This is a genomic window from Billgrantia saliphila (assembly GCF_002930105.1).
GTDB classification, from domain to species: domain Bacteria; phylum Pseudomonadota; class Gammaproteobacteria; order Pseudomonadales; family Halomonadaceae; genus Halomonas; species Halomonas saliphila.
Genome location: NZ_PJRN01000001.1, coordinates 199,944 through 223,802, shown reverse-complemented (window position 1 = coordinate 223,802; position 23,859 = coordinate 199,944). Strand labels below are relative to the sequence as shown.

Annotated in this window: 24 protein-coding genes and 1 other RNA gene; 4 read left to right on the top strand and 21 right to left on the bottom strand. The window is 65.2% G+C overall.

Translation table 11 applies throughout. The features are described 5' to 3' along the window. Window positions 1–164 precede the first annotated feature (164 nt). From CYJ07_RS01060 to rsmI, 14 genes are all read right to left on the bottom strand, one after another. The gene (locus tag CYJ07_RS01060) at window positions 165–887 is read right to left on the bottom strand and encodes a cell division protein FtsQ/DivIB (protein ID WP_104201809.1); all 723 of its coding nucleotides are present in this window, start codon (window positions 885–887) and stop codon (window positions 165–167) included. Then, entirely contained in the window at window positions 884–1,813 is a 930-nt protein-coding gene (locus CYJ07_RS01055) for a D-alanine--D-alanine ligase (protein WP_104201808.1), read from the bottom strand. The genes CYJ07_RS01060 and CYJ07_RS01055 overlap by 4 nt, the downstream gene beginning before the upstream one ends. Next, window positions 1,810–3,222 (bottom strand): UDP-N-acetylmuramate--L-alanine ligase, encoded by a 1,413-nt coding sequence (murC, locus tag CYJ07_RS01050; RefSeq protein ID WP_104202025.1) that lies wholly within the window; start codon window positions 3,220–3,222, stop codon window positions 1,810–1,812. Before murC ends, CYJ07_RS01055 begins: the two co-directional genes overlap by 4 nt. Before the next feature lie 58 nt (window positions 3,223–3,280). Then, window positions 3,281–4,336, bottom strand: coding sequence for an undecaprenyldiphospho-muramoylpentapeptide beta-N-acetylglucosaminyltransferase (gene murG, locus CYJ07_RS01045; protein WP_231489503.1), 1,056 nt, complete (start codon window positions 4,334–4,336; stop codon window positions 3,281–3,283). 29 nt (window positions 4,337–4,365) lie between these two features. Beyond that, a complete protein-coding gene (gene ftsW / locus CYJ07_RS01040; RefSeq protein ID WP_104201806.1) occupies window positions 4,366–5,607 on the bottom strand; it encodes a putative lipid II flippase FtsW in 1,242 nt (413 codons plus the stop codon). Further along, a complete protein-coding gene (gene murD, locus CYJ07_RS01035) occupies window positions 5,597–6,970 on the bottom strand; it encodes a UDP-N-acetylmuramoyl-L-alanine--D-glutamate ligase (protein ID WP_104201805.1) in 1,374 nt (457 codons plus the stop codon). Before murD ends, ftsW begins: the two co-directional genes overlap by 11 nt. Window positions 6,971–7,011: 41 nt before the next feature. After that, window positions 7,012–8,094, bottom strand: a complete 1,083-nt coding sequence (mraY, locus tag CYJ07_RS01030; RefSeq protein ID WP_104201804.1) for a phospho-N-acetylmuramoyl-pentapeptide-transferase — start codon at window positions 8,092–8,094, stop codon at window positions 7,012–7,014. 9 nt (window positions 8,095–8,103) lie between these two features. Beyond that, window positions 8,104–9,465 carry a UDP-N-acetylmuramoyl-tripeptide--D-alanyl-D-alanine ligase gene (locus tag CYJ07_RS01025; RefSeq protein ID WP_104201803.1) on the bottom strand — a complete coding sequence of 454 codons (1,362 nt, stop codon included), beginning with the start codon at window positions 9,463–9,465 and terminating at the stop codon, window positions 8,104–8,106. Next, window positions 9,462–10,973 carry a UDP-N-acetylmuramoyl-L-alanyl-D-glutamate--2,6-diaminopimelate ligase gene (locus tag CYJ07_RS01020; RefSeq protein ID WP_104201802.1) on the bottom strand — a complete coding sequence of 504 codons (1,512 nt, stop codon included), beginning with the start codon at window positions 10,971–10,973 and terminating at the stop codon, window positions 9,462–9,464. Before CYJ07_RS01020 ends, CYJ07_RS01025 begins: the two co-directional genes overlap by 4 nt. A 31-nt stretch (window positions 10,974–11,004) precedes the next feature. After that, the gene (locus CYJ07_RS01015) at window positions 11,005–12,714 is read right to left on the bottom strand and encodes a peptidoglycan D,D-transpeptidase FtsI family protein (protein WP_104201801.1); all 1,710 of its coding nucleotides are present in this window, start codon (window positions 12,712–12,714) and stop codon (window positions 11,005–11,007) included. Then, a complete protein-coding gene (gene ftsL, locus CYJ07_RS01010) occupies window positions 12,711–13,049 on the bottom strand; it encodes a cell division protein FtsL (RefSeq protein ID WP_104201800.1) in 339 nt (112 codons plus the stop codon). The genes CYJ07_RS01015 and ftsL overlap by 4 nt, the downstream gene beginning before the upstream one ends. Window positions 13,050–13,057: 8 nt before the next feature. Then, entirely contained in the window at window positions 13,058–14,014 is a 957-nt protein-coding gene (gene rsmH / locus CYJ07_RS01005) for a 16S rRNA (cytosine(1402)-N(4))-methyltransferase RsmH (RefSeq protein ID WP_104201799.1), read from the bottom strand. Between the two features lie 63 nt (window positions 14,015–14,077). Continuing rightward, window positions 14,078–14,442: RNase P RNA component class A (rnpB, locus tag CYJ07_RS01000), an RNA gene on the bottom strand. Between the two features lie 52 nt (window positions 14,443–14,494). After that, complete coding sequence (gene rsmI, locus CYJ07_RS00995) at window positions 14,495–15,352, bottom strand: 16S rRNA (cytidine(1402)-2'-O)-methyltransferase (RefSeq protein ID WP_104201798.1); 858 nt, start codon at window positions 15,350–15,352, stop codon at window positions 14,495–14,497. Between the two features lie 101 nt (window positions 15,353–15,453). Between rsmI and CYJ07_RS00990 the strand changes: the two genes are divergently transcribed. From CYJ07_RS00990 to CYJ07_RS00975, 4 genes are read left to right on the top strand one after another with little or no spacing between them, the layout of a single operon-like run. Beyond that, window positions 15,454–17,211: a penicillin-binding protein activator gene (locus CYJ07_RS00990; protein ID WP_104201797.1), complete on the top strand. Its 1,758-nt coding sequence runs from the start codon at window positions 15,454–15,456 to the stop codon at window positions 17,209–17,211. Beyond that, a complete protein-coding gene (locus tag CYJ07_RS00985; RefSeq protein WP_104201796.1) occupies window positions 17,195–17,563 on the top strand; it encodes a YraN family protein in 369 nt (122 codons plus the stop codon). Before CYJ07_RS00990 ends, CYJ07_RS00985 begins: the two co-directional genes overlap by 17 nt. A 40-nt stretch (window positions 17,564–17,603) precedes the next feature. Continuing rightward, window positions 17,604–18,197 carry a phosphoheptose isomerase gene (locus CYJ07_RS00980; protein ID WP_104201795.1) on the top strand — a complete coding sequence of 198 codons (594 nt, stop codon included), beginning with the start codon at window positions 17,604–17,606 and terminating at the stop codon, window positions 18,195–18,197. A 5-nt stretch (window positions 18,198–18,202) separates the two neighbouring features. Further along, window positions 18,203–18,781 (top strand): BON domain-containing protein, encoded by a 579-nt coding sequence (locus CYJ07_RS00975; protein WP_104201794.1) that lies wholly within the window; start codon window positions 18,203–18,205, stop codon window positions 18,779–18,781. Between the two features lie 76 nt (window positions 18,782–18,857). On the opposite strand, the gene CYJ07_RS00970 is transcribed toward CYJ07_RS00975, so the two are convergent. The 7 genes from CYJ07_RS00970 to rplM all read right to left on the bottom strand — a co-directional run bounded on the left by CYJ07_RS00970 (window position 18,858) and on the right by rplM (window position 23,825). Further along, on the bottom strand, window positions 18,858–19,328 hold the full coding sequence (locus CYJ07_RS00970) for a ClpXP protease specificity-enhancing factor (RefSeq protein ID WP_104201793.1): 471 nt from the start codon (window positions 19,326–19,328) through the stop codon (window positions 18,858–18,860). A gap of 51 nt (window positions 19,329–19,379) precedes the next feature. Beyond that, window positions 19,380–20,006, bottom strand: coding sequence for a stringent starvation protein SspA (sspA, locus tag CYJ07_RS00965; protein WP_104201792.1), 627 nt, complete (start codon window positions 20,004–20,006; stop codon window positions 19,380–19,382). Between the two features lie 149 nt (window positions 20,007–20,155). Continuing rightward, a complete protein-coding gene (locus CYJ07_RS00960; RefSeq protein WP_104201791.1) occupies window positions 20,156–20,923 on the bottom strand; it encodes a cytochrome c1 in 768 nt (255 codons plus the stop codon). After that, window positions 20,923–22,182, bottom strand: a complete 1,260-nt coding sequence (locus CYJ07_RS00955) for a cytochrome b (RefSeq protein WP_104201790.1) — start codon at window positions 22,180–22,182, stop codon at window positions 20,923–20,925. The genes CYJ07_RS00960 and CYJ07_RS00955 overlap by 1 nt, the downstream gene beginning before the upstream one ends. Further along, window positions 22,182–22,781, bottom strand: coding sequence for a ubiquinol-cytochrome c reductase iron-sulfur subunit (gene petA / locus CYJ07_RS00950; protein WP_104201789.1), 600 nt, complete (start codon window positions 22,779–22,781; stop codon window positions 22,182–22,184). The genes CYJ07_RS00955 and petA overlap by 1 nt, the downstream gene beginning before the upstream one ends. 212 nt (window positions 22,782–22,993) lie before the next feature. After that, window positions 22,994–23,383 (bottom strand): 30S ribosomal protein S9, encoded by a 390-nt coding sequence (gene rpsI, locus CYJ07_RS00945; RefSeq protein WP_104201788.1) that lies wholly within the window; start codon window positions 23,381–23,383, stop codon window positions 22,994–22,996. Between the two features lie 13 nt (window positions 23,384–23,396). Then, window positions 23,397–23,825, bottom strand: a complete 429-nt coding sequence (gene rplM / locus CYJ07_RS00940; RefSeq protein ID WP_104201787.1) for a 50S ribosomal protein L13 — start codon at window positions 23,823–23,825, stop codon at window positions 23,397–23,399. Between the last annotated feature and the right edge of the window lie 34 nt (window positions 23,826–23,859).

Sequence of the window (23,859 nt, the reverse complement as noted above, 5' to 3'; positions counted from 1 at the left end):
GGACTACCATTATTCTGCTATAAATGGTCATTGCGCCCATTATAGAAAGAACTGGCGTTAAACCACCAGTCCAATACGAAAAACAAAGTTCACGATACGGGTTATCGACGGCAAAGGAAACACCGGCGTTGCCGCTTATCGAATTGTTTGCGTGACAAAACGTTTCAGCCTGTCCCGTCGTCGCTCTCTTCGACTTCGGTTTCACCGTGCCAGGCCACGGCCACGCCATTGGGGTAACGCAGATCGATATAACGAATATGAGTGGCCTGGGGACCGAGCTGGCGCTGCCAGGCCGCGGTCAGGCGCGCCAGGCGCGCTTCGCGATCATTGCGACCGAGCATGACCCAGACGCTATCGTCGAGTTGAAAACGCCAGGCGCCACGCGGCTCGAGCCGCAGCTGGCTAATTGTCAGGCCCAGCGACTCGAATCGCGGCGACAGGCGGTCGAGATAAGCCAGAACCTCGGCACCGCTGCCTACCGGCCCGGCCAGGTCGGGCAGCCCTTCGGGTGGCTCCACCGGTACAAAGGCGAACGGCTCGCCCTCGGCGTTGAGCAGATAGTCATCGTTCCAGCGCGCCACCGGTACCTGCTCGACCAGTTCGAAAGCCAGCGCATAGGGCCACTCCCGTGCCACCCCGACCTCGGCTAGCCAGGGGATATCACGTGCGCGCCGGCGTAACGCGGGCAGATCCGCCGACAGCCAGGTTTCGCCCTGCAGCAGCGGCGCCAACTGGGAGCGCAGATAGTCCGCGCTGACATGATGAAGCTCGCCACGAATCGAGACCCGCTCGATGGGTCGGTCGAGCCAGGTCCAAAGGGCTCGCCCCCCCGCTCCCAGCAGGATCAGTAGTAGCAGGACGCCGAGCGTCGAGCCACGCGCCGTCATACCCGACTACGCTCCAGCGTGGTCGCCAGTATGCGCAGCACCAGTTCATCGAAGCCGATGCCGGCATGCGCGGCGGACTGCGGCACCAGGCTATGGTCGGTCATGCCCGGCGAGGTATTGACCTCGATCAGCCAGAAACGCCCCTCGGCATCGCGCATCACGTCGACTCGCCCCCACCCTTCGCCGCCGACGGCCTCGAAGGCCTGGCGACACAGCTCGCCAAGCGCGGCCTCCTGCTCCGTATCGAGCCCACAGGGCAGATGGTAGCGCGTGTCGTTGGAAAGATATTTGGCCTCGTAGTCGTAGAAGCCGCTCGGCACCTCGACGCGAATGGCGGGGAGCACACGCTGGCCCAGCAACGAGACGGTGTACTCCTCGCCGCGGATGTAACGCTCGGCCATGACCCGGGCATCGAAGCGGACCGCTTCGCGGTATGCGGCCTCGAGGGTGTTGCGGTCATCAACGATGCTGATGCCCAGCGTCGAGCCCTCGTGCACTGGCTTGACGATCAACGGTAGTTCCAGACGCGCGACGACCTCACCCCAATCGGCATCGTCGTCCAGCATCACCGCCTCCGGCGTGGGCAGCCCAACGGCCTGCCAGACCTGCTTGGTACGCTGCTTGTCCATGCCCAGCGCCGAGGCCAGCACGCCGCTGCCGGTATAGGGAATGCCGAGCAGCTCGAGAGCGCCCTGCAGCGTGCCATCTTCACCGCCCCGTCCGTGCAGGGCGATGAAAACACGATCGGGAGCCAGCGCCTCGAGGCCGACCAGCCCGCCGTCGGCCGGATCGTAGCCGAAGGCGTCCACGCCACTGCGCTGCAGGGCGGCCAACACCGCCGCCCCGCTCTTGAGGGAAACGTCGCGCTCGGCGGAACGCCCACCGAAGAGCACCGCGACGCGTCCGAAATCCTGTGCTTGCCTCATAGCGCCACCTCTTCGAGTTTCAGCCGGCTCTCGGCCAGGGCAAGGGCGATACCGCCCACGTCGCCCGCCCCCTGGGTAATGAGTATGTCGTCTGCGCGCAACACGGTGGAAAGCAGCCCGGGCAGCTCTGACTTGTCACGCACGAAGATCGGGTCGAGTGCGCCACGTTGGCGAATCGAGCCCGCCAACGTCTTGCCGTCGGCACCGGGTATGGCCGTTTCTCCGGCACTGTAGACATCGAGCAACAGCAGGACGTCGACCTCGGCCAATACGCGCACGAAGTCTTCGTAGAGATCGCGCGTGCGGGTGTAGCGATGCGGCTGATACACCATCACCAGCCGGCGTTCCGGCCAACCGGCACGCACCGCGCGAATCACCATGTCGACCTCGCGCGGATGGTGGCCATAGTCGTCGACCAGCATGACCTCCCCGCTGCCATCGGGTGGAGCAAAATGACCATGCACCTGAAAGCGTCGCCCCACCCCGGCGAAACTGGCCAGGCCACGCAATATGGCGGCGTCGTCGACCCCCGCGTCGGTCGCCACGGCAATCGCGGCCAACGCGTTGAGCGCATTGTGCCGACCGGGCATGGCCAGACGCACCTCCAGCGGCGCCAGCCCGTCCGGGCGCAGCGCGGTAAAACGAACCTCGCCGGCCTTCTGGGCAAAGTCGACGACCCGGTAGTCGGCGTCCTCGCTGAAACCGTAGGTGACAAACTGGCGATGCACGCGCTCCAGCAGGCCGCGGACATGCTCGTCGTCGATGCAGAGGATGGCCAGACCGTAGAACGGCAGGTTGTGCAGGAACTCGATAAAAGTGCCCTTGAGACGCTCGAAGTCGCCGCCGTAAGTGCTCATGTGGTCGGCGTCGATGTTGGTGACGATCGCCACCATCGGTTGCAGATGCAGGAAGGAGGCGTCGGATTCGTCAGCCTCGGCCACCAAATAGTCGCCCTCCCCTAGCCGCGCATTGGTGCCGGCGCTGGTGAGCTTGCCACCGATGACGAAGGTGGGATCGAGCCCTCCCTCCGCCAGCAATGTAGCGGTCAGGCTGGTGGTGGTGGTCTTGCCGTGGGTACCGGCCACCGCGATGCCGTGGCGAAAGCGCATCAGCTCGGCAAGCATCTCGGCGCGACGCACCACCGGCACGCGATGCTCCTGCGCCCAGCGAATCTCGGGGTTCGACGGATCCACGGCGGTGGAAACCACCACCACATCGGCGTTCGCCACGTTCTCCGGGGCGTGGCCGATGGCCACGCGAATGCCATGCTCGCGCAGCCTACCCACCACCGGCGACGGCTTCAGATCGCTGCCACTGACCCGGTAGCCCTGGTTGGCCAGGACCTCGGCGATGCCGCACATCCCGGCGCCGCCGATACCGACGAAATGAATGTGCCGAATGCGGCGCATGCCCAGGCCCCGCCCGTGGCGAGGCAACGTTGCCTGGCCGGGAACCGGCCTCAGTGTGCTATCGCTCAAGCGCTGTCTCCATGCAGCCGGCCACCAGGCGCTCGACGGCGTCGAGGTGCGCACAGCGACGTGCCTGTCGTGCCATGGCGGCGAGTGTGTCGGGTTCGAGCAGTGTCGTCAGGCTCGCCGCCAGCGACACCGCGGTCATCTCTTGCTGCGGCATCAGTTCGGCTGCGCCCGCCGTCACCAGAGCGCGGGCATTGGCCGTCTGGTGGTCGTCCACCGCGTGCGGAAAAGGCACGAACAGCGCTGGCTTGGCAGCGGCAGCCACTTCGGCCACCGTCAACGCGCCGGCACGGCACACTACCAGATCGGCCCAAGCATAGGCGGCAGCCATGTCGTCGACGAAGGCGCTGACCTCGGCCTCGACCCCCCGAGCCGCGTAGTCCTCACGGGTGGGATCGTCCTTGTCGCGGCCGGCCTGGTGCCAGACTTCGGGGCGCTTGGTCTCGGGCAGTGCCGCCAAGGCCTCGGGCAAGCGCTGGTTGAGCGCCTGCGCCCCCAACGAACCGCCAACGACCAGCAGCCGTAATCGACGCCCTCGCATCGCCTGCGCCGTGCGCGGCGTCTCGCCCAGCGCGGCAATATCCGCCCGTACCGGGTTGCCGACCACTTCGCCGCGTTGGCCGAACGCCTGCGGGAAGGCGGCATAGACGCGGTTCGCCAGCCGCGCCAGCACTCGGTTGGTCAGCCCTGCCACGGCGTTCTGTTCATGGATCACCAGCGGACGCCGCAGCAGCCAGGCGGCCACTCCGCCTGGGCCGCTGGCGAAACCGCCTAGACCGACCACCAGCGCCGGATCCAGGCGTCGTATGATGCCCGCCGCCTGCCATACCGCGCGTGTCAGGTTGAACGGCGCCAGCAACCAACCGGCCAGACCGTTACCGCGCAGGCCCGCCACCGAGATCCGATGCAGCGGCAGGTCGGCCTGCGGCACCAGGCGGTTTTCGATCCCCCGCGGGCTGCCCAGCCAGTGCACCTCCAGCGACTCGTCCCGCAAACCACGGGCAAGCGAGAGGGCCGGGATGACATGGCCCCCGGTGCCGCCCGCCATGATCAGCACCCGCCTCGATTTCGCCTGGGTCACTTCGCGACTCCCTGTCCGTTGAGGCGTGGCTCGCGCCGCCCCGCCGCCTCCCGCCGCGCGGCCGGACTGGCACGTCGTAAGGCCCGGCGCGTATCGATGTCGACGCGCAGCAAGAGCGCCATCATCATCGAACTGACGAGCAGGCTCGAGCCGCCGTAGCTGAGCAGTGGCAAGGTCAATCCCTTGGTCGGCAGCATGCCGGTACTGACGGCAATATTGATGAATGCCTGGGCGCCGATCACCAGGGCGATGCCGTAGCTGACATAGGCGGCAAAGGCGAGTCCCGCCAGTTCCGCGCGTCGCCCTACCGCCAGAGCGCGGTAGATCAGCAGCGCGAACAGCCCGACCACGCCGATGGCACCGAACAGGCCGAGCTCCTCGGCCAGCACGGCAAAGACGAAATCGGTATGCGCCTCAGGGAGATAGAACAGCTTCTGAACGCTATTGCCCAGCCCCATACCCAACCAGTGGCCACGACCAAAGGCGATCAGCGCTTGAGTCAGCTGGTAGCCGCTGGCGAACTGATCCGCCCAAGGGTCCGCAAAGCTGGTCAGACGCGCCAGGCGATAAGGCTCGGCGATGGCGACGTAGAAGCCCAGCAGTCCAAGGCCGACCAGTATCAGCACGAAACGCCCCCAGGGCGCGCCGGCCAGCAGCAGCATGCCCATGGCACACCCCATCATGACCACCACCGCGCCATAGTCGGGTTCGAGAATCAGCAGCACGGCGATCACACCCATGACCATCAGCGGACGCAGGAAGGCCCCCCACTGGCGGCGCACATCAGGCAGGAAACGCTCCAGATAGCCGGCCAGATACACGATCAGGCACAGCTTGGCGATTTCCGAGACCTGGAGGTTGAAGGGCAGCAGCGGCAGCGACAGCCAGCGCTTGCTGCCGTTGATTTCGCGGCCCACCACCAGCACCAACACCAGTAGCGCCATGCTCACCAGCAGCAGCAAGGGTCCGTTGGCGCGCCACCAGGCCAACGGCGAGCGCAGGGTCAGCGCCGCCGCCAGTAAGGCCACCAGCACGAAGACAGCGTGGCGCTGGCTGAAGTACCAGGGATTGCCGGTCAGTCCGGCTGCGACCTCGGTGGAGGCCGAGGTCACCATGACCCAGCCGATCAGGATCAGCGACAGCGCAGCGAACAGCAACCAGCCATCGAACGGATGATCGCGCGTCGAGAGTCTCTCACGCAGTCGCTGCAGTCGGGAGCGCTTGTCGCTAGCCGCCATGCCACGCCTCCTCGGCGTATTGCTCGGCACGGCGCCGGAAGGCTTCGCCACGCGCCTGATAATGAGGGAACTGGTCGAGACTGGCGCACGCCGGCGAGAGCAGTACGCAGTCGCCGGCCTCGGCGATCTCACGCGCACGTGTCATCGCTGCATCGAGATCCGGCACGCGAGAGACCCTCACGTGTCCGTCCAGTGCCGCCTGGAGACGCTCGGCGTCGGCGCCGAACAGGATCGCCTCGCGGCCGTAGCGCGCCATGGGATCGCCCAAGGGGGAGAAGTCGGCCCCCTTGCCGAGCCCGCCGGCGAGCAAGACGATGCGCCCCGCCAGGGTCGGCCCCAGTCCGGCGATGGCGGCCAACGTAGCACCCACGTTGGTGCCCTTCGAGTCGTTGATCCAGCGCACGCCGTCGATGTCCGCTATCGTCTCGCTGCGATGAGGCAGGCCGGTGAAACGGCGCAGCACGCGGCACATGGCTTCATGGTGGAAACCGAGCCGATGTCCCATGGCCATGGCCGCCAGCGCATTGACCTGATTGTGGCGCCCGGCCAGCCCCATGTCCCCGGTGGGCATCAATGGCGTAGCGCCATGCATCAGCCACTCGCTTCCCCTATGCCTGGCGATCCCCCACTCGTTACTCTCGGGCGACCGAATGGTGAAGCGATCCATGGCGGGTAGCGGCGCCTCCGGCCAGGTCATGGCATCCTCCGCATTGATCACCGCGTGGCGGGCGCCACGGAAGATGCCCAGCTTGGCGCGGCGATAGCCGCTCATGTCGCCGTGCCGGTCCAGATGATCCTCGGAGAGGTTGAGGAAGGCGGCGGTCTCGGCGCCCAGACGTGGCGTGGTCTCCAACTGGAAGCTCGAAAGCTCGAGGATGTAGAGTTCGGCATCGGGCGTCTCGGCGAGCAGGTCGAGCGCCGGGGTGCCCAAGTTGCCGCCGACCGCCACGCGACGGCCGGCCTCGCGGGCCATCTCGCCGAGCAGGGTGGTCACGGTGGATTTGGCGTTGGAGCCGGTAATCGCCGCGACCGGTGCGCGGCACGCCCTGACGAACAGCGCGATCTCGCCCACCACGCGCGGCTCGATCCTCTCGCCCGTCAGCTCGGCCAGGCCGTGCGCATGTGGGTCCACGCCCGGGCTCACCACTACCTCGGCCGCCTCACGCAGATCCAGCGCCGAGAGGGGCCCGCAATGGAGGGCGACGCCGGGATGCGCCGCGCGGAAATCGTCGACACCCGGCGGGGTCTCGCGGGTGTCGGCCACCATGAACGGCACCTCCTGTCGGGCCAGGTGACGACAGATGGCGCGCCCCGAGATGCCGAGCCCGACGACCAGCGTCATTCCCTTCGGCACCTTGTGCATTCTTGCCTCCTCGCCCCTCGGGAACGGCTGGCTCCGCGCCATCAGCGGATCTTCAGTGTGGCCAGACCGGCCAGCACCAATACCACGGTAATGATCCAGAAGCGCACGATGACGCGCGGCTCCGGCCAGCCTTTGAGTTCGTAATGGTGGTGCAACGGTGCCATACGGAAGATTCGCCGCCCGGTGAGCTTGTAGGAACCCACCTGCAGGATCACCGAGACGGTTTCCATGACGAAGATGCCGCCCATGACGAACAGCACGATCTCCTGGCGTACGATCACGGCAACCACGCCGAGGGCGGCGCCCAGCGCCAGTGCGCCCACGTCGCCCATGAACACCTGGGCCGGATAGGTATTGAACCACAGGAAGCCGAGCCCCGCGCCGGCGATGGTGGCGCAGAATACCGCCAGCTCGCCGGCACCAACGATGCCGGGGATCTGGAGGTAGTTGGCGAATACGGCGTTACCGCTGGCGTAGGCGAAGATCGCCAGCCCCATGGCAACCATGACGGTCGGCATGATCGCCAGGCCATCGAGGCCATCGGTGAGGTTGACGGCATTGGAGCTGCCGACGATGACCAGGTAGGTCAGCACGACATAGAACACGCCCAGCGGGACGACGATGTCCTTGAACAGCGGCACGATCAGGCTGGTCTCCACCGTGCTGGTGGCCGTGGTGTAGAGCACCAGAGCGGTGGCCAGACCGATCACCGATTGCCACAGGTATTTCCAGCGCGCCGGCAACCCGCGGGGATTCTTCTCCACCACCTTGCGATAGTCGTCGACCCAGCCGATCGCGCCGAATCCCAGCGTTACCGCCAGCACGATCCACACGAAACGGTTGGACAGGTCAGCCCAGAGCAATGTGCTGACGGCAATGGCCATCAGGATCATTGCCCCTCCCATGGTGGGCGTGCCAGCCTTCGACAGGTGGGATTGCGGACCGTCGTCGCGCACCGCCTGGCCGATTTGACGCTCCACCAGGCGTTTGATCATCCACGGCCCCAGCCACAGGCACAGCAGCAGTGCCGTCATGGTGCCCAGAATCATGCGCAGGGTCAGGTAATTGAAGACGTTGAAGGCGCTCTGGTATTGCGCCAGGAGTTCAGCCAGAAAAAGCAGCATGTGTTGCGTTCACCTTGATGCGTCTGCTCGTAGCGCGGCCACGACCCGTTCCATGCCAGCGCTGCGTGATCCCTTGACCAGGACGCTGGCCCCGGTGGGCAGATGATTCAGGACATGGCGCGTCAGCGCCTCGTAGTCGTCGAAATGACCGCCGCCGAAGGCCTCGCTGGCGGGTCTCGCCGCTTCGCCGCAGGTCAGCAGCATGTCGATCCCCATTTCACGTGCGTAGCGGCCAATTTCAGCGTGCAGGCGCGACGATTCCGCTCCCAGCTCCCCCATGGCGCCGAGCAGGCACCAACGGGGAGCGGGCAGGTCGGCCAGCAGTGATAGCGCCGCTTTCACGGCCCCCGGGTTGGCGTTGTAGGTATCGTCCAGCAACTGGGATTGGCGTACGCCGTGCTCGGGGCTCAGCCGCCCCGGCATCGGCGATGCCGCCGCCAGGCCATCGAGCACCCGTTCGTCGTCCAACCCCAGGGCCATGGCACCCGCCGCCGCGGCCAACGCGTTGGCGACACTGTGCCGACCGAGCAGCGCCAGCTGCACCCGACCGATCCGACGGCCATCCGCGACAAGCGTGAAAGCATAGCGTCCCAGGGCGTCGCAGGCCAGCTCGGTGGCGTGCACGCGGGCGCGCGACGAAAGGCCGAAGTCGAGCACCTCGCGTGGCGCGGCGAGCTGAGACCACAGCGGATAATAGACGTCGTCTCGATTGAGCACCGCCACCCCGTCCGCCGCGAGACCGGACAGGATCTCGGCCTTGGCCTGAGCGATCTGCCCCATGCCGCCGAATTCCCCCACGTGAGCTCCGGTGACGTTGGTGATGATAGCCACTTGCGGTTCGGCCAGTGTCGCGGTCCAGGCAATTTCGCCGAGATGATTGGCACCCAGCTCCACCACCGCCTGACGGTGTTCCGAGGTCAGCCCCAACAGCGTCAGCGGTGCGCCGATGTCGTTGTTGAGGTTGCCCCGCGTGGCCAGGACGGGGCCGCGACGAGAAAGCAATTGGGCGAGGAGTTCCTTGACGCTGGTCTTACCGCTGTTGCCGGTCACCGCGATCAGCGACCCGCCCCAGATCCGTCGGCGCGCTCGGCCGAGCAGCCCCAGCGCCAGTCGGGTGTCGGGCACGATCAACTGTGGCAGCGTATCGTCGACCGCATGCTCGACGAGAGCGGCGGCGGCGCCTGCCGCACGAGCCTGGGCAATAAAATCGTGGGCATCGAAGCGCTCGCCGCGCAGCGCCACGAACAGGGCACCCGGCGAAAGTCGTCGCGTGTCGGTGACGATACCGGTCAGCGCCAGGTCTGGGACGGGCGATGCGACGCCCAGCACTTCCGCAACGGCGGACAGGCTCTGCAGACCGCACACGCTCATGCGCGCACCCCGCTTCTCGCCGCCAGCGCGGCCTCGGCTTCGACCACGTCGCTGAAGGCGTGACGCACGCCGGCGACCTCCTGATAGTTCTCATGCCCCTTGCCGGCAATCAGTATCACATCGTTGTCGTCCGCCTCGGCCAAGGTGTGGGCAATCGCCGCCCCGCGCCCCTCGACGTTCCATGCCCTCCGCCGCGCCTCGGGCGACAGCCCGGCGAGCACCTGTTCACGGATGTCGGACGCCTCCTCTCCCCTCGGATTGTCATCGGTGACGACCAAGCGATCGGCGACGCGTTCGGCGGCAGTGGCCATCAGCGGCCGCTTGCCGGTATCGCGGTCACCACCGCAGCCGAACAGGCACCATAGACGCCCATCGCCAGGTAGATGATCGCGTAGCGCGCTCAAGGCATTCTCCAGCGCATCGGGGGTATGGGCATAATCGACGATCACCGTGGGCGCTCCCGCACGCAGCACGGGCTGCATGCGCCCCGGCACCGGCGTCAGCCGCGATGCCGTCTGGAACAAGGGGTCGAGCCCTTCCCCCAGGCCGAAAAGTGTGGCGATGGCAAGCAGCACGTTGTCCAGGTTGAAGCGTCCCATAAGCGGCAGCTCGAGCGAGCGCTCCCCCTCCGGCGTCGCCACCAGGGCCAACTGACCGCTGCGCGAAGGCTGCCAGTCGAGAACGCGCAGCGTAGCCGCCGGCTCGTTCCCTACCGCAAGCACTCGCACCCCGTCGACGAGTCCGGCCAGCATCAGTCGCGCCAATGAATCGTCGGCGTTGACCACGGCGAGTTCGAGCTCCGAACGCCGAAACAGCCTGGCCTTGGCAGCGGCATAGGCCGCCATGCTGCCGTGATAATCGAGGTGATCGCGACTCAGGTTGGTGAATACCGCCGCCTTGATCCGGCAGCCGTCGAGCCGCCCTTGTGCCAGGGCATGCGACGAGACCTCCATGGCTGCCCGTGTGACGCCGTCAGCGGCCAGCTCGCCCAGCGTCGCCTGCAAACTCAACGGGCCGGGCGTGGTCAGCCCCGAGTCCTGCAACCGACCGGGACGCCCCATGCCGAGCGTGCCGACGAGACCCGCCTCCTGGCCAAGTGCGGCGCTAAGCTCGGCGATATAATGCGTTACCGAACTCTTGCCATTGGTGCCGGTCACGCCGATCAACTCGAGCGATTCGGGAACGGCGAAGAGCTCGCGACCGAACTCACCCAAGCGCTGGCGCAGGAACGGCAGCCCAAGCACCGGTCTGTCCTTGGCGGACGCAGGCAGCGAGTCGTCCGCCTCCAGGTGGTAGAGGACCCAGGCGGCTTTCGCACGCAGGGCGTCCTCGAGAAAGTCGCGGCCGTCGGCCGCTACGCCGGGAACGGCGACGAAGACATCGCCCGGCTCCAGACGACGGCTATCCAGCACCAGGCGAACCCGTTCGCCGAGCTCGGGCCGGGGTATCGCCAGGTTGGGCCAGCAGTGGCTCAGTGCAGCCTGGAGACGGGAAGCACTCACCTGCATGGGCAAACCTCGGACAAAAGTAAAGGGTCGCTCATCTTACGCGTTGGTCCGGTGGAACATCGAGCAGGCGCAGAGCGCTGCCCGTCACACGCGAGAAGACTGGTGCCGCTACCGCACCGCCGAAATAACTGTCTCCCCGCGGATGATCGATCATCACGATGGTCACGATACGCGGATCGGAGACCGGCGCAATACCGGCGAACAGACTGCGATAGGCATTCTCCTCGTAGCCGCTCGCCGAGTTCTTGCGTACTGTACCGGTCTTGCCGGCAACCCGATAGCCCGGCACCGAGGCGCGCCGCCCCCCCGTATCGGGCTGTACGGAGCGCTCCATGATGCGCAGCAGTTCGTGTGCCACGTCAGGGTCGATGGTGGGGATACCTTCCGGCGGCTCGTCCAGCTTGAGCAGCGATGGTGACAGCCTGACACCGCCGTTGGCCAGTGCGGTATAGGCGCTGGCCAGTTGCAGCGCCGACGCCGACAGACCGTAGCCGTAGGAGAGCGCCGCCCACTGGCTGCGCGACCAGCGCACCGGCGCCGGCAGATGCCCGACGGCCTCGCCGGGGAAACCGGTATCGGTACTCTGGCCGAATCCGAGACGGCGATACAGGTCGGGCACCAGCGGATCGTCCAGCTCGAGTACCAGTTTGGACATGCCGATGTTGGAGGATTTCTCGAGAATGCCCGCCAGGTCGAGTTCACCGTAGTTGCGGATGTCGCGGATGGTGAAGCGATCGATGCGCATCCAGCCCGGCGAGGTATCGACCACGACATCGCTGTCGAAGAGACCGCTCTCCATGATCGCCGCCATTGCCAGCGGCTTCATGACCGACCCAGGTTCGAACACGTCGACGATCGCCTGGTTGCGCAAGCCGCGCGGATCCAGGCCGGCTCGGTTGTTGGGGTTGTATGAGGGCTGGTTGGCCATGGCCAGCACTTCGCCGGTGCGCGCATCCATCATTACTACCACGCCGCCATCGGCGTCGTGCTCGGCCACCGCCGCCTTGAGCTCACGATAGGCCATGTACTGCAGCCGCTGATCGATGGCCAGGGTCAGGTCGCCGCCAGGCTGGGCTTCGCGCAGCATCGCCAGATCGCGGACCAGGCGTCCGCGGCGATCCTTGATCACCCGGCGCTGGCCCGGCGTACCGGCCAGATAGGGCTGATAGGCGAGCTCGACGCCCTCCTGCCCCATGTCGTCGACGTTGGTCACCCCCAGCAACTGCGCCACCACTTCTCCGGCTGGGTAGTAGCGCTTGTACTCGTGCTGGGCATAGACCCCGGGAATGCGCAGATCCAGCGCTCGCTGCGCAGCGGCCGGAGTCAGCTGTCGACGCAGGTACATGAATTCACGCTCGGCGAAGCGCTCCAGGCGGGCGTCGAGATCGTCCAGCGACATGCCCAGCGCCTGGGACAGCATCAGCCGCTGGATGCGATCGTCAGGCACCTCCTGCGGATTGGCCCATAGCGTCACCACCGGCGTGGAGACGGCCAGCGGCTCCCCGTGACGGTCGGTGATCATGCCGCGGTGCGCGGTCAGCGATTCGGTGCGCAGCGTCCGTGCGTCCCCCTGCCCCTGCAGGAAGGAGCGGTCGAAGACGTGCAGGGTGACGATGCGTCCGGCCAGCAGCAGCATGCCCAGGATGACCAGTCCCAATACCAGACCGTAACGTGCGCCTCCCATCGGCGCCATCGGCGGACGACGACGGGGCGTGACGCCGTTGCGAACGTCGGTGCTCATGGGCGGATGACCTCGACTTCATCGACTTCGGGCAGACGCATCTCCAACCGCTCGACGGCCAGCCGCTCGATGCGCGCCGGAGACGACCAGGCACTCTCCTCGAGCAGCAGTTGCCCCCACTCCGTCTGCAGTTGATCGCGCTCACGCTCGAGTTGTTGCAGGCGAGCATACTGGGTTCGTGTTTGATGGCTGGTGGCGATCACTGCAGTGGCGCTGATCAGACACGCCAGCACCAGACCGACGATCAGCAGCAGGCGCCAGCTGGGCAGCCAGGCGGGCGGCCAAGCGGCACGCAGCGCTTTGGGGGTACGGGGTAGGCTTTTTGCTTGGCTCATGCCGTTCCTCAGGCCAACTTGCGCGCCACACGCATCACGGCGCTACGGGCTCGGGGGTTGTCCTGCACTTCCTCGGGCGTCGGCCGTTGCGCCTTGCCCAGGGTCGTCATGCGCTTGGCCAACTGGTCCTCACGCACCGGCATGCCGCGTGGCAGATCGGTATCGCCGCGCACATGCTCGCGAATGAAGCGCTTGACGCGGCGATCCTCGAGGGAGTGAAAGCTGATGACGACCAAATGCCCACCCGGGGCCAGCGCTTCCAGCGCGGCCGACAGCGCAGCATCGAGCTGCTCCAGCTCGCCATTGACATGAATGCGCAGCGCCTGAAAGGCACGCGTGGCGGGGTGCTTGCCCTTCTCCCAGGCCGGATGGGCGCCCTTGAGCACTTCGGCTAGATCGCCGGTGCGCTGAAAAGGGCGTTCGGCGCGTCGGGCCACCACTGCCCGGGCCAGGCGTCTGGCGAAACGCTCCTCGCCGTAGGTCTTGAACACCCGAGCGACCTCCGTCTCGCTGGCGCGAGCCAGCCATTGCGCCGCGCTCTCGCCGTGTGTCGGATCCATGCGCATGTCCAGCGGGCCGTCGCGCAGAAAGCTGAAGCCGCGCTCCGGATCGTCCAACTGTGGAGATGACACGCCGACGTCGAGCAGCACGCCCGCCAGCCGACCGTGCAACTCGTGTCGCTCGGCCAGCTCGCCCAGGCGAGCGAATTCCCCCTGCTCGATGGCAAAGCGAGCATCGTCGATGCTGCGCGCCTCGGCGATGGCCTGCGGATCGCGGTCGATCGCCAGCAGACGACCCTCCGGCTCGAGACGGGCAAGTATCGCCCGCGAGTGGCCGCCGCGGCCAAAAGTGCCGTCCAGGTAGGCACCACAGGGGTCGTGGACGAGCGCCTCCACGGCGCCATCCAGCAGGACACTGGCATGACGAAAGCCGCGACGGGCCGATTCAGGGGCGGATGACGACATGCACTTCCCAGGGCTCACGAACACGAGTGAACGCACCGGCTTCGCCGGGGCGACGGCAGGAATAGGGGGAGTCGGCCGGTAAGCCGGGTTCTGTCGGGGACAGTCATTCATCTAGGGGTCGCGTCACCGCGACCCTCAAGCAACCTACCCGAACCCGGCGCGGGCCACGCCATCGGGTTCCTATTTGGTCTTGCTCCGGGTGGGGTTTACCATGCCACGCGCTGTTACCAGCCGTGCGGTGCGCTCTTACCGCACCCTTTCACCCTTGCCGGCCTCCCGAAGGAGACGTAGGCGGTCTGCTCTCTGCTGCACTTTCCGTCGGCTCGCGCCGCCCAGGCGTTACCTGGCACCCTGCCCTATGGAGCCCGGACTTTCCTCCCCTGACATCGATCGAGATCAATGTCAGCGGCGACTGTCTGGCCGACTCCGAGCGCAAGAATACCAGCGTGCCGGTGGCCTCTCAATGGCTTTCCGTGTGGGTCAGTCCGCTTCCTTGAGCGCCTGGACGCGGGCATACCAGGCCTTCTTGGCCCCACCCAGCAGCCGCGCCGCCACTGATGCCGCCTGCTTGACCCCGACCCCCTCGGCAAGCAAGGCGGCGAGCAGTGCGTCGGCCTCCAGATGGGCGGCTTCCGCCTCGTCGTTCGGCGCGGCACCGGCGACCATGATCACGAACTCGCCGCGCGCCTGGTCCGGATCGTCGTCCATGCGTGCCAGCAGGGCTTCGGCACTGCCGTCGAGAAACGTCTCGAAAGTCTTGGTCAGCTCCCGTGCGAGTACCAGCCGGCGCTCAGCGAAAGCCTCGGCGATGGCGGCCAGACTGTCGCGAATGCGGTGGGGCGACTCGTAGAACACCAGCGTCTCCTCACGGCTCGCCAATGCTTCGAGACGCTGGCGCCGCGCACCGGCCTTGGCCGGCAGGAAGCCTTGAAACAGGAAACGATCGGTGGGCAGGCCGGCGGCACTGAGTGCGGTCACCAGCGCGCAGGGCCCCGGCACCGGCACGATGCGACGCCCCCTGGAGCGCAATTCCCGCACCAACACGAACCCCGGATCGCTGATCAGCGGCGTGCCGGCATCGCTGACCAGGGCGATGTCTTCGCCGCGGACGAGGCGTGCATCGAGCTGGTCGACCCGTGCCGCCTCGTTGTGCTCATGCAGCGAAAGCAGCGGCACGCTGAGCCCCAGGTGGCGCAGCAGCCCTGCAGTATGCCGGGTATCTTCTGCGGCCACCAATGCGACTTCTCCCAGCAGCCGGGCCGCGCGCGGGCCGAGGTCCTCCAGATTCCCAATCGGTGTGGCGACCACGTACAATGTGCCATTAACAGTGTCAGACATGTCGGCTCCTCGAAGTTTGTCGGGCTTGGCCGAACGTGACGGCTCCATCGTTTGCGGAGGTCGACCGGCCTCCTCGAAGCCCTGTACACAAGGAAGGATTCATGCTGAAAACGCCCCGCGCCCTGCTGGCCTTCGTGCTTCTCACCTTATTAGTGATGGCCGGCTGCGCCCCGCCAGGCATCGTTGAACGGACTCCCGACGATGACCCCGGCTACCTGCTGGAACAGGCACGCCAGCAGGCGCCCGAGCAGGCAGCGCTCAGCCGACTCGAGGCGGCCGATATCCTAGCACGCCGGGGTCAGCGCACCCAGGCACTGGAGGTCGCCACCGAGATCGACGATACCCAGCTCCCCGACGATTACCGCCTGCACTGGGCCATGCTGCTCTCGGAACTCGGCGAGGAGCTCGACGAGCCCTGGGCGGTGATCCAGGCCGGGCAATTACTCGACGAAGCCGACCTGCCGCGCGATGCCGGCCTGCTTCTGCGCGCCCGCATGGGTCGCGCGCTGGCACAGGTCGACGAACATCGCGCCGCGGCGGCCATGCTCATGTACGTACAGGCAAGGACCGAGCGCGAGGCGCTCAACGATGCCATCTGGGCGTCACTCTCTCGCCTCGACGGCAGCGAACTGGCCAGCCTGCGCGAAGACGCTGACGAGCTGACTCTGGGCTGGCTGCGACTCGCCGGCCTGGTGCGCGAGAGCGACGGCGACATTGAGCGTCTGTTTGCGCGCCTGGAGACGTGGCGCGAGCGTCACCCACAGCATCCGGCCGCGCGCCGCGTGCCTGCGGAACTGCTGGCGCTGCGCGAGCTTCGCGGCAAGGAAGTTCGCCATATCGCCGTCTTTCTCCCGGGTTCGGGCCCCCTGACAAGTGTCGCCGAGCCGATTCGCAACGGCTTGCGGATCCATCACCTCAACAGCATCGAGCGAAGTGGCGGCGTACGCCTCACCTTTCTCGACACCAGCCAGGGCAGCATCGAGGCCCTCTACGAGGAAGCACGAAATCTTGGTGCGCAAGTAGTGATCGGGCCGCTCGACAAGGAGCAAGTCAGCGAACTCGAGAGCCGCGACCGAGTGCCGCTGCCGACCCTGGCGCTCAATTACGGAGCCGGCGCTACCAACCAGACCGAAGGACTGTTCCAATACGGCCTGTCGGCGGAGGACGAGGCGCGCCAGGTCGCTCGTCGCGGGCGCGAGGATGGCCATCGTAGCAGCGCCATGCTGGTGCCCGACAACGAATGGGGGGCCCGCGTCGGCCGCGCCTTCGAGCGGGAATGGCGCGACCGCGACGGCACCATCACCAATGTCGTCGCCTACGATCCGCGCGGCTCCGCCACCGAGAGCACCCGGCGCGTGCTGGCCGGCGGTCGCCCCGACATGCTGTTCCTGCTGGCGCTGCCCAGCTATGCCCGCCAGGTACCACCGACACTGGACTACTACAGTGCCAGTGACCTCCCCATCTACGCCACCTCCCATCTCTACGAGGGGCGGTCACAGCCATTGCTGGATCACGATCTCGACGACGTCTACTTTCTCGACATTCCCTGGCAGATTCCCGACGCCGCGGTGGGCGGCGTCGAGGCGCTGCCCTATCTCGACAGCTATCGCGAGCTGCAGGAGAACGCCGACCCCGCCACCTTCCGGCTGATGGCAATGGGGGTCGATGCCTACGAACTGGCGCGCCGCCTGCCTCAGTTCCAGCTGCTTCCCGAGAGCGAGATGTTCGGCGCCACCGGCATGCTCTCGCCGGGCAGCGATGGCCGCATACAGCGGCGTCTGCCCTGGGCGCGCTTCGAAGACGGCATTCCTCGCCCCGTCCTGTCCACCGAGATTCTTCGCAGTGAACCGCTCCGCTGACGCGCGCGCCCGCGGCGCGCGTATCGAACGGCTGGCGGCCGACTGGCTCGCCGCCCGAGGTCTGCGCCTGATTGCCAGCAATCAGCAATTCAAGGGCGGAGAGCTGGATCTGGTGATGGCCGACGGCGAGACGCTGGTCTTCGTCGAGGTGCGCCACCGCGCCGACACCCGCCACGGCCATCCGCTGGAGACCGTCACTGCCACCAAGCAGCGCCGCCTGGTCCACGCGGCGCGTTTTTATCTCCTGCGCAACCGGCTATCATGTCCCTGCCGTTTCGATGTGCTGGCCGTAACCGGCACCCCGCCAGCGCTGGACTTCGATTGGGTGCAGAGCGCTTTCGAAGCCTTTTGACGGTGCTACTGGGCACCCTATACGACCCGGACTCGACAGAATGGACTTTCAGCAACGCATACTCGGACACTTCAACGCCAGCATCGATACCAAGACCTATGCCAGCGAAGTGCTGCCGCCCTTCATCGAGGTGGCAAGCCAGATGATGGTTCAGTGCTTGATCAACGAAGGCAAGATTCTGGCCTGCGGCAACGGCGGTAGCGCCGGAGACAGTCAACACTTCTCCTCCGAACTGCTCAATCGCTTCGAGCGGGAACGCCCCAGCCTGCCGGCCCTGGCGTTGACCACTGATACCTCGACGCTGACCTCCATCGCCAACGATTACAGTTACAATGAAGTCTTTTCCAAACAGGTGCGCGCCCTCGGCCAGCCGGGCGACATCCTGCTGGCGATCTCGACCAGCGGCAACTCGGGCAACGTGATCCAGGCCATCCAGGCGGCTCACGACCGTGACATGGCGGTCGTCGCGCTGACTGGCCGCGATGGCGGGAACATGGCCTCCCTGCTTGGTCAGGACGACTGTGAGATTCGCGTCCCGGCCACTTCCACGGCGCGCATCCAGGAGGTTCACCTGCTGGTGATCCACTGCCTGTGCGACCTTATCGATGAACAACTCTTCGGCAGCAGCGAGTAACTCATATGGCATTCATCAAACGCTTCGTGTGGCTTCCGGTCGCTATCGCCCTGGCACTGGGTGGTTGTACCACCGTGACCGGCGTGACCAACCCCGGCACCATCGACGAGAACTACGGCAAGCGCACGCTCGGCGCCCAGGTCGAGGACGAGAGTATCGAGACCAAGATCGAGCACAACCTGCGCCGCACCGACGCCCGGCTCGGTGACGCTCGCATCAATGTCGATAGCTATAACGGCATCGTGCTGCTGACCGGCCAGGTACCCAGTGAAGAGCTCAAGGAGAAGGCCAACGAGGTGGCCCTCGAGGTGCGCAACGTACGCGACGTACACAACGAGCTTTCTGTCGCCGCCAACCTTCCAGCAAGCCAACGGCTTTCCGATACCTGGATCAACACACGCATCCGTACCACCTTGGCTGCCGACCAGAGCATCGACACCGGCCGCCTGCGCTTTATCACCGAGAATGCCACCGTCTACATCATGGGCATGGTGACACGCGCCGAGGCCGACCGCATCGTGGAAGCGGTAGCCGATGTGGGCGGCATACAGCGCATCGTGAAGGTATTCGATTACCTCGACTGACCCCGATGCCTCGACCGCGAATACGCAAACGGCAGGCCCTTGGCCTGCCGTTTGCGTTGCGGCGCCACCGCAGCGTTCACTTGATGACGCGCAGCGATGGCCGCCCCTTCGGCGGTGGATCCTGCGAAGGCTCTTCGCCCGGCTTGCCTCCTTCCCGCTCGGCGGAGTCGACATCGCTGGTGATACTGGTCAGCTCCGGCCGCTCGGGGTCACTTTCGACCTGAGGCTCGGGCATCGCCGGCTCATGGCCGAACACCATGCCCACTCCGTTCTCCCGCGAATAGATCGCCACCAGCGCCGGTGTCGGCACGAATACCTGCATGGGCTGGCCGCCGAAGCGTGCATTGAAGGAGATGGCATCGTTCTCGATGCGCAGCTCCCTGACTGCCGATGGCCCTACGTTCAGCACGATCTGACCGTTCTGCACGAACTGGCGCGGCACATTGACGCCGGATTGCTCGGCGTCGACCACGATATAGGGGGTCTGCTCGTTGTCCAGCAGCCACTCGTAAAGGGCCCTGGCGAGATAGGGACGGCTCGATGACATGCTCTGCCCTCCTCATGCCGTTGGCCGGGCCGTGGCCCGGCTAAAAGGGGTTCAGACGCGCATCTCGCGCTCACCCTCGCTTAGCGAGGACAAGAAGGCCTCGCGCTCAAACAGCCGCTCCATGTAGGTGATCAGCGGCTTCACCTGCTTCTCCGGCAGCTCGATGCCAAGTACCGGCAGGCGCCAGAGAATCGGGGCGATACAGCAGTCGACGAGCGAGAACTCTTCGCTCATGAAGTAAGGCATGTCCTCGAAGATCGGCGAGATACCGACGAGACTTTCGCGCAGCTCCTTGCGAGCCTTCTCCACATCCTTCTTACCCCCTTGCTCGATCTGCTCGACGAGCGGACACCACTCCCTCTCGATGCGGTGCATCCACAACCGACTCTGAGCCCGCGCGACCGGATAGACCGGCAACAGCGGCGGGTGAGGGAAACGCTCATCCAGGTATTCCATCATTACCTTGGACTCATAGAGCACCAGTTCACGATCGACCAGCGTGGGCACGCTGTTGTAGGGGTTGAGATCCGCGAGCTCCTCGGGGCGCTGATCGCCGCTGACTTCGACGATATCGACCGCTACGCCCTTCTCGGCGAGCACGATACGCACGCGATGACTGAAGTGATCATCGCTTCCGGAGTAGAAGATCATCGATGACCGCTTGGCCACTACACCCATGTAACAATCCTCGCATCAATTCGAACCTGCATGATAACACGCACCCGCCTTCGGGACGTGCCCGGCATGCTCAGACATGGACAAGACGCAAGGGGCGCATGGCAATGGCCATACGCCCCCTGTCGCGCAACGTACCGATTCGATGCGAATCAGTGTATGTCGCGCCAGTACTCGCGCTTCAGCAGATAGGCCAGCACACCGAAGATGAAAATGAAGATCAGCACCTTCGGCCCTAGCACCTGCGCATGTAGCTTGGACGGCTCGCCCACGTAGGCCAGGAAGTTGGTCAGATCGTAGACCGCCTCCTCGAACTCATCGGGTTCCATGGCCCCAGGCTGCGTCACCTGCAGTACCTCGCAAGACTGGTACTTGCCGGTCAGCGGATCGAGCTCGGCCCCGTGGACGGGACGATCCGTCTCGGCACACACCTTCTCCTGCACGCCTTGCAGCGGCTCCAGCACGTTGGGCATGGCCACTAGGTCGAACACCTCATTGTTGACCCCGTTGGGACGTTCGGGGTCGCGATAGAAGGTCAACAGATAAGAGTAGATCCAGTCGGTACCGCGCAAGCGTGCCTCGAGCGTCAGATCGGGAGGCGGCGCTCCGAACCAGCTCTCCCCGTCGTCGGTGCTCATGGCATTGCGCATCTGATCGTTATAAGCCAGTCCGGAAGAAAAGATCAGGTTCTCTTCGATGAGGTCCTGAGGGATGTCCAGGTCCTCGGCAGCCCGGGCGAAGCGCTGATGCTCGAGCGAATGGCAACCCATGCAATAGTTGACGAAGAGCTGCATACCCCTCTGCAGCGACGCTTTGTCGTGGAGATCCGGCGTCATCGAATACGGCACGCTCTCGCCGCCTGCGGCCATCGCCGTGAAGGGCACCAGCGCGAAGAGCAGTGCGAACAGTTGCTTTTTCATTAGCCAGTCACCCTCTCCGGAATGGGTTTGGTCTTCTCCATCCTGGTGTAGAACGGCATCAGCAGGAAGAAGGCGAAGTAGATCGCGGTGCAGACCTGCGCCAGCACTGTTCGGCCGTCGGTAGCCGGCAGAACGCCCAGCACGCCGAGAATCACGAAGCTGATCGCGAACAGCAGCAGCATGACCTTGGAGATCCAGCCCTTGTAGCGCATGGAGTTCACTGGGCTGCGGTCGAGCCAGGGCAGAACGAACAGCACCGCGATGGCCGCACCCATGAAGACCACGCCAAGGAACTTGGCATCCAGCCCGAAGATCGAGAAGGTAATGGCCCGCAGGATGGCGTAGAAGGGCGTGAAGTACCAGACGGGCGCGATGTGATCCGGCGTCTTCAAGGGGTTAGCCGGCTCGAAATTGGGCTTCTCGAGGAAGTAGCCGCCGCCTTCCGGGAAGTAGAACAGCACCGCACAGAACACGAACAGGAACATCGCCACGCCGAAGATATCCTTGACGGTGTAGTACGGATGGAAGGGAATGCCGTCGACCGGCTTGCCGGCCTCATCCTTCTTGGCCTTGATGTCGATGCCGTCGGGGTTGTTGGAACCGACTTCATGCAGCGCAATGATGTGCAGCACCACCAAAGCCAGAATCACGATGGGTAGCGCCACCACATGGAGAGCGAAGAAGCGGTTGAGCGTAATGCCGGAGATCAGATAGTCACCGCGCACCCACTGGGCCAGATCCGGGCCGATAGCGGGAATCGCCGAGAACAGCGAGATGATCACCTGGGCTCCCCAGTAGGACATCTGCCCCCAGGGCAGCAGGTAGCCCATGAAGGCCTCCGCCATCAGCGCCAGATAAATGGCCATGCCGAAGATCCAGACCAGCTCGCGAGGCGCCTTGTAGGAGCCGTAGAGCATCGCTCGGAACATGTGCAGGTAGACCACCACGAAGAAGGCGGAGGCACCGGTGGAGTGCATGTAACGGATAAGCCAGCCCCACTCCACGTCGCGCATGATGTACTCGACGGAAGCGAACGCCCCCTCGGCCGAGGGGTTGTAGCTCATGGTCAGCCAGACGCCAGTGAGGATCTGGTTGACCAGCACCAGCAGGGCGAGAGAGCCGAAGAAGTACCAGACGTTGAAGTTCTTGGGCGCATAGTATTGCGAAAGATGCTCCTGCCACATCTGCGTGGCGGGGAAGCGGTCGTCCACCCAGCGCATGAACCCGCTTTCTGCCTTGACACGATTCGGGTTACCCATCACGCGGCCTCCTCATCTTCGCCGACAACGATCACGCTGTCGCTTTCAAAGCGATACGGCGGCACCTCGAGATTGGTCGGCGCCGGCACGTTGCGGAACACGCGACCCGCCAGGTCGAAACGAGAGCCATGACAGGGGCAGAAGAAACCTCCCGGCCAGTCGTCGGTACCAACGCCTTCGGCATTCGGCTCGGGGCGGAACAGCGGCGAGCAGCCCAGGTGGGTGCAGATACCGATCAGCACACCGATCTCAGGCCTGATCGAGCGAAGCGGCCCTTCGACATAGTTAGGCTGCTGCGGCTCCTCGGAATCGGGGTCGGCCAGACGGGAAGGGTCGAAACCCTCGGTCCGCTCGATCATTTCCGGGGTGCGATTGATGATCCACACCGGACGACCTCGCCATTCGACGGTCATGCGCTGACCCGGCTCGAGTTTCGACACATCCGCTTGAACGGGTGCCCCCGCCGCTCTCGCCTTGGCACTCGGCTGCCAGGAAGACACAAAGGGAACCGCTACTCCGACTGCGCCCACCGCCCCCATGACGGTTGTCGCACCCAGGAGGAGACGGCGCCGCCCTTTGTTCACGCCGTTGTCTGCCATTTTCTGGTTTCTCCCATCAGCTTACCCGTTGATCCAGCACGAGATGACTCCCGCGACCACGGATACCAAATCCGGCATATCTTAAGGAATCGCACCGCTTCGCACAAGACGACGCGGGCCTGACCAAGGTGGTATCTCAACTGCAATTTCTTGAAATAAAAATAAAAAAGCCCGGGCCATTGCCCGGGCTTTTTTGTCGCAGACAGTCGCGATCAGCGCTTGGAGAACTGCGGACGGCGACGCGCCTTGCGCAGGCCGACCTTCTTCCGCTCGACCTGACGAGCATCGCGAGTGACGTAGCCGGCGGCGCGCAGCGCCGGGCGGAGGTCCTCATTGTACTCCATCAGGGCACGTGTAATGCCGTGACGAATGGCGCCCGCCTGCGCGGAGCCGCCGCCGCCCTTGACGGTAACGTAGACATCGAACTGACCGGTGGTTTCGGTCAGCTCAAGCGGCTGACGAACCACCATGCGACCGGTGACGCGACCGAAATACTGATCGAGATCACGATTATTGACGGTGATCTTGCCGGTGCCCGGCTTGAGGAAGACGCGAGCGGTAGAAGTCTTGCGGCGCCCGGTACCGTAATACTGCTGTGCCATGGTGATATTCCCCTCAGATGTTCAGTTCTTGCGGCTGCTGGGCGGCGTGCGGATGCTCGGCGCCGGCGTAGACCTTGAGCTTGGAGTACATGGCGCGCCCCAGCGGGCCCTTCGGCAGCATTCCTTTGACGGCGGACTCGATCACGCGCTCGGGAGCGTGGGCGATCATTTTTTCGAAACTCATGGAGCGCAGGCCGCCCGGGTAACCGGTGTGACGGTAATAAGTCTTGGCCTTGGCCTTGTTGCCGGTCACTTGAACCTTCTCGGCATTGATCACGACGATATAGTCGCCGGTATCGACATGAGGGGTGAACTCGGGCTTGTGCTTGCCGCGCAGTCGGCGCGCAATTTCGGTGGCCAGGCGGCCGAGCGTCTTGTCCGTCGCGTCGACGACGTACCAGTCACGCTGCACGGACTGCGGCTTGGCAGTAAACGTCTTCATGGAGAAATCACCACAAATCAAACAAGTGTATTGG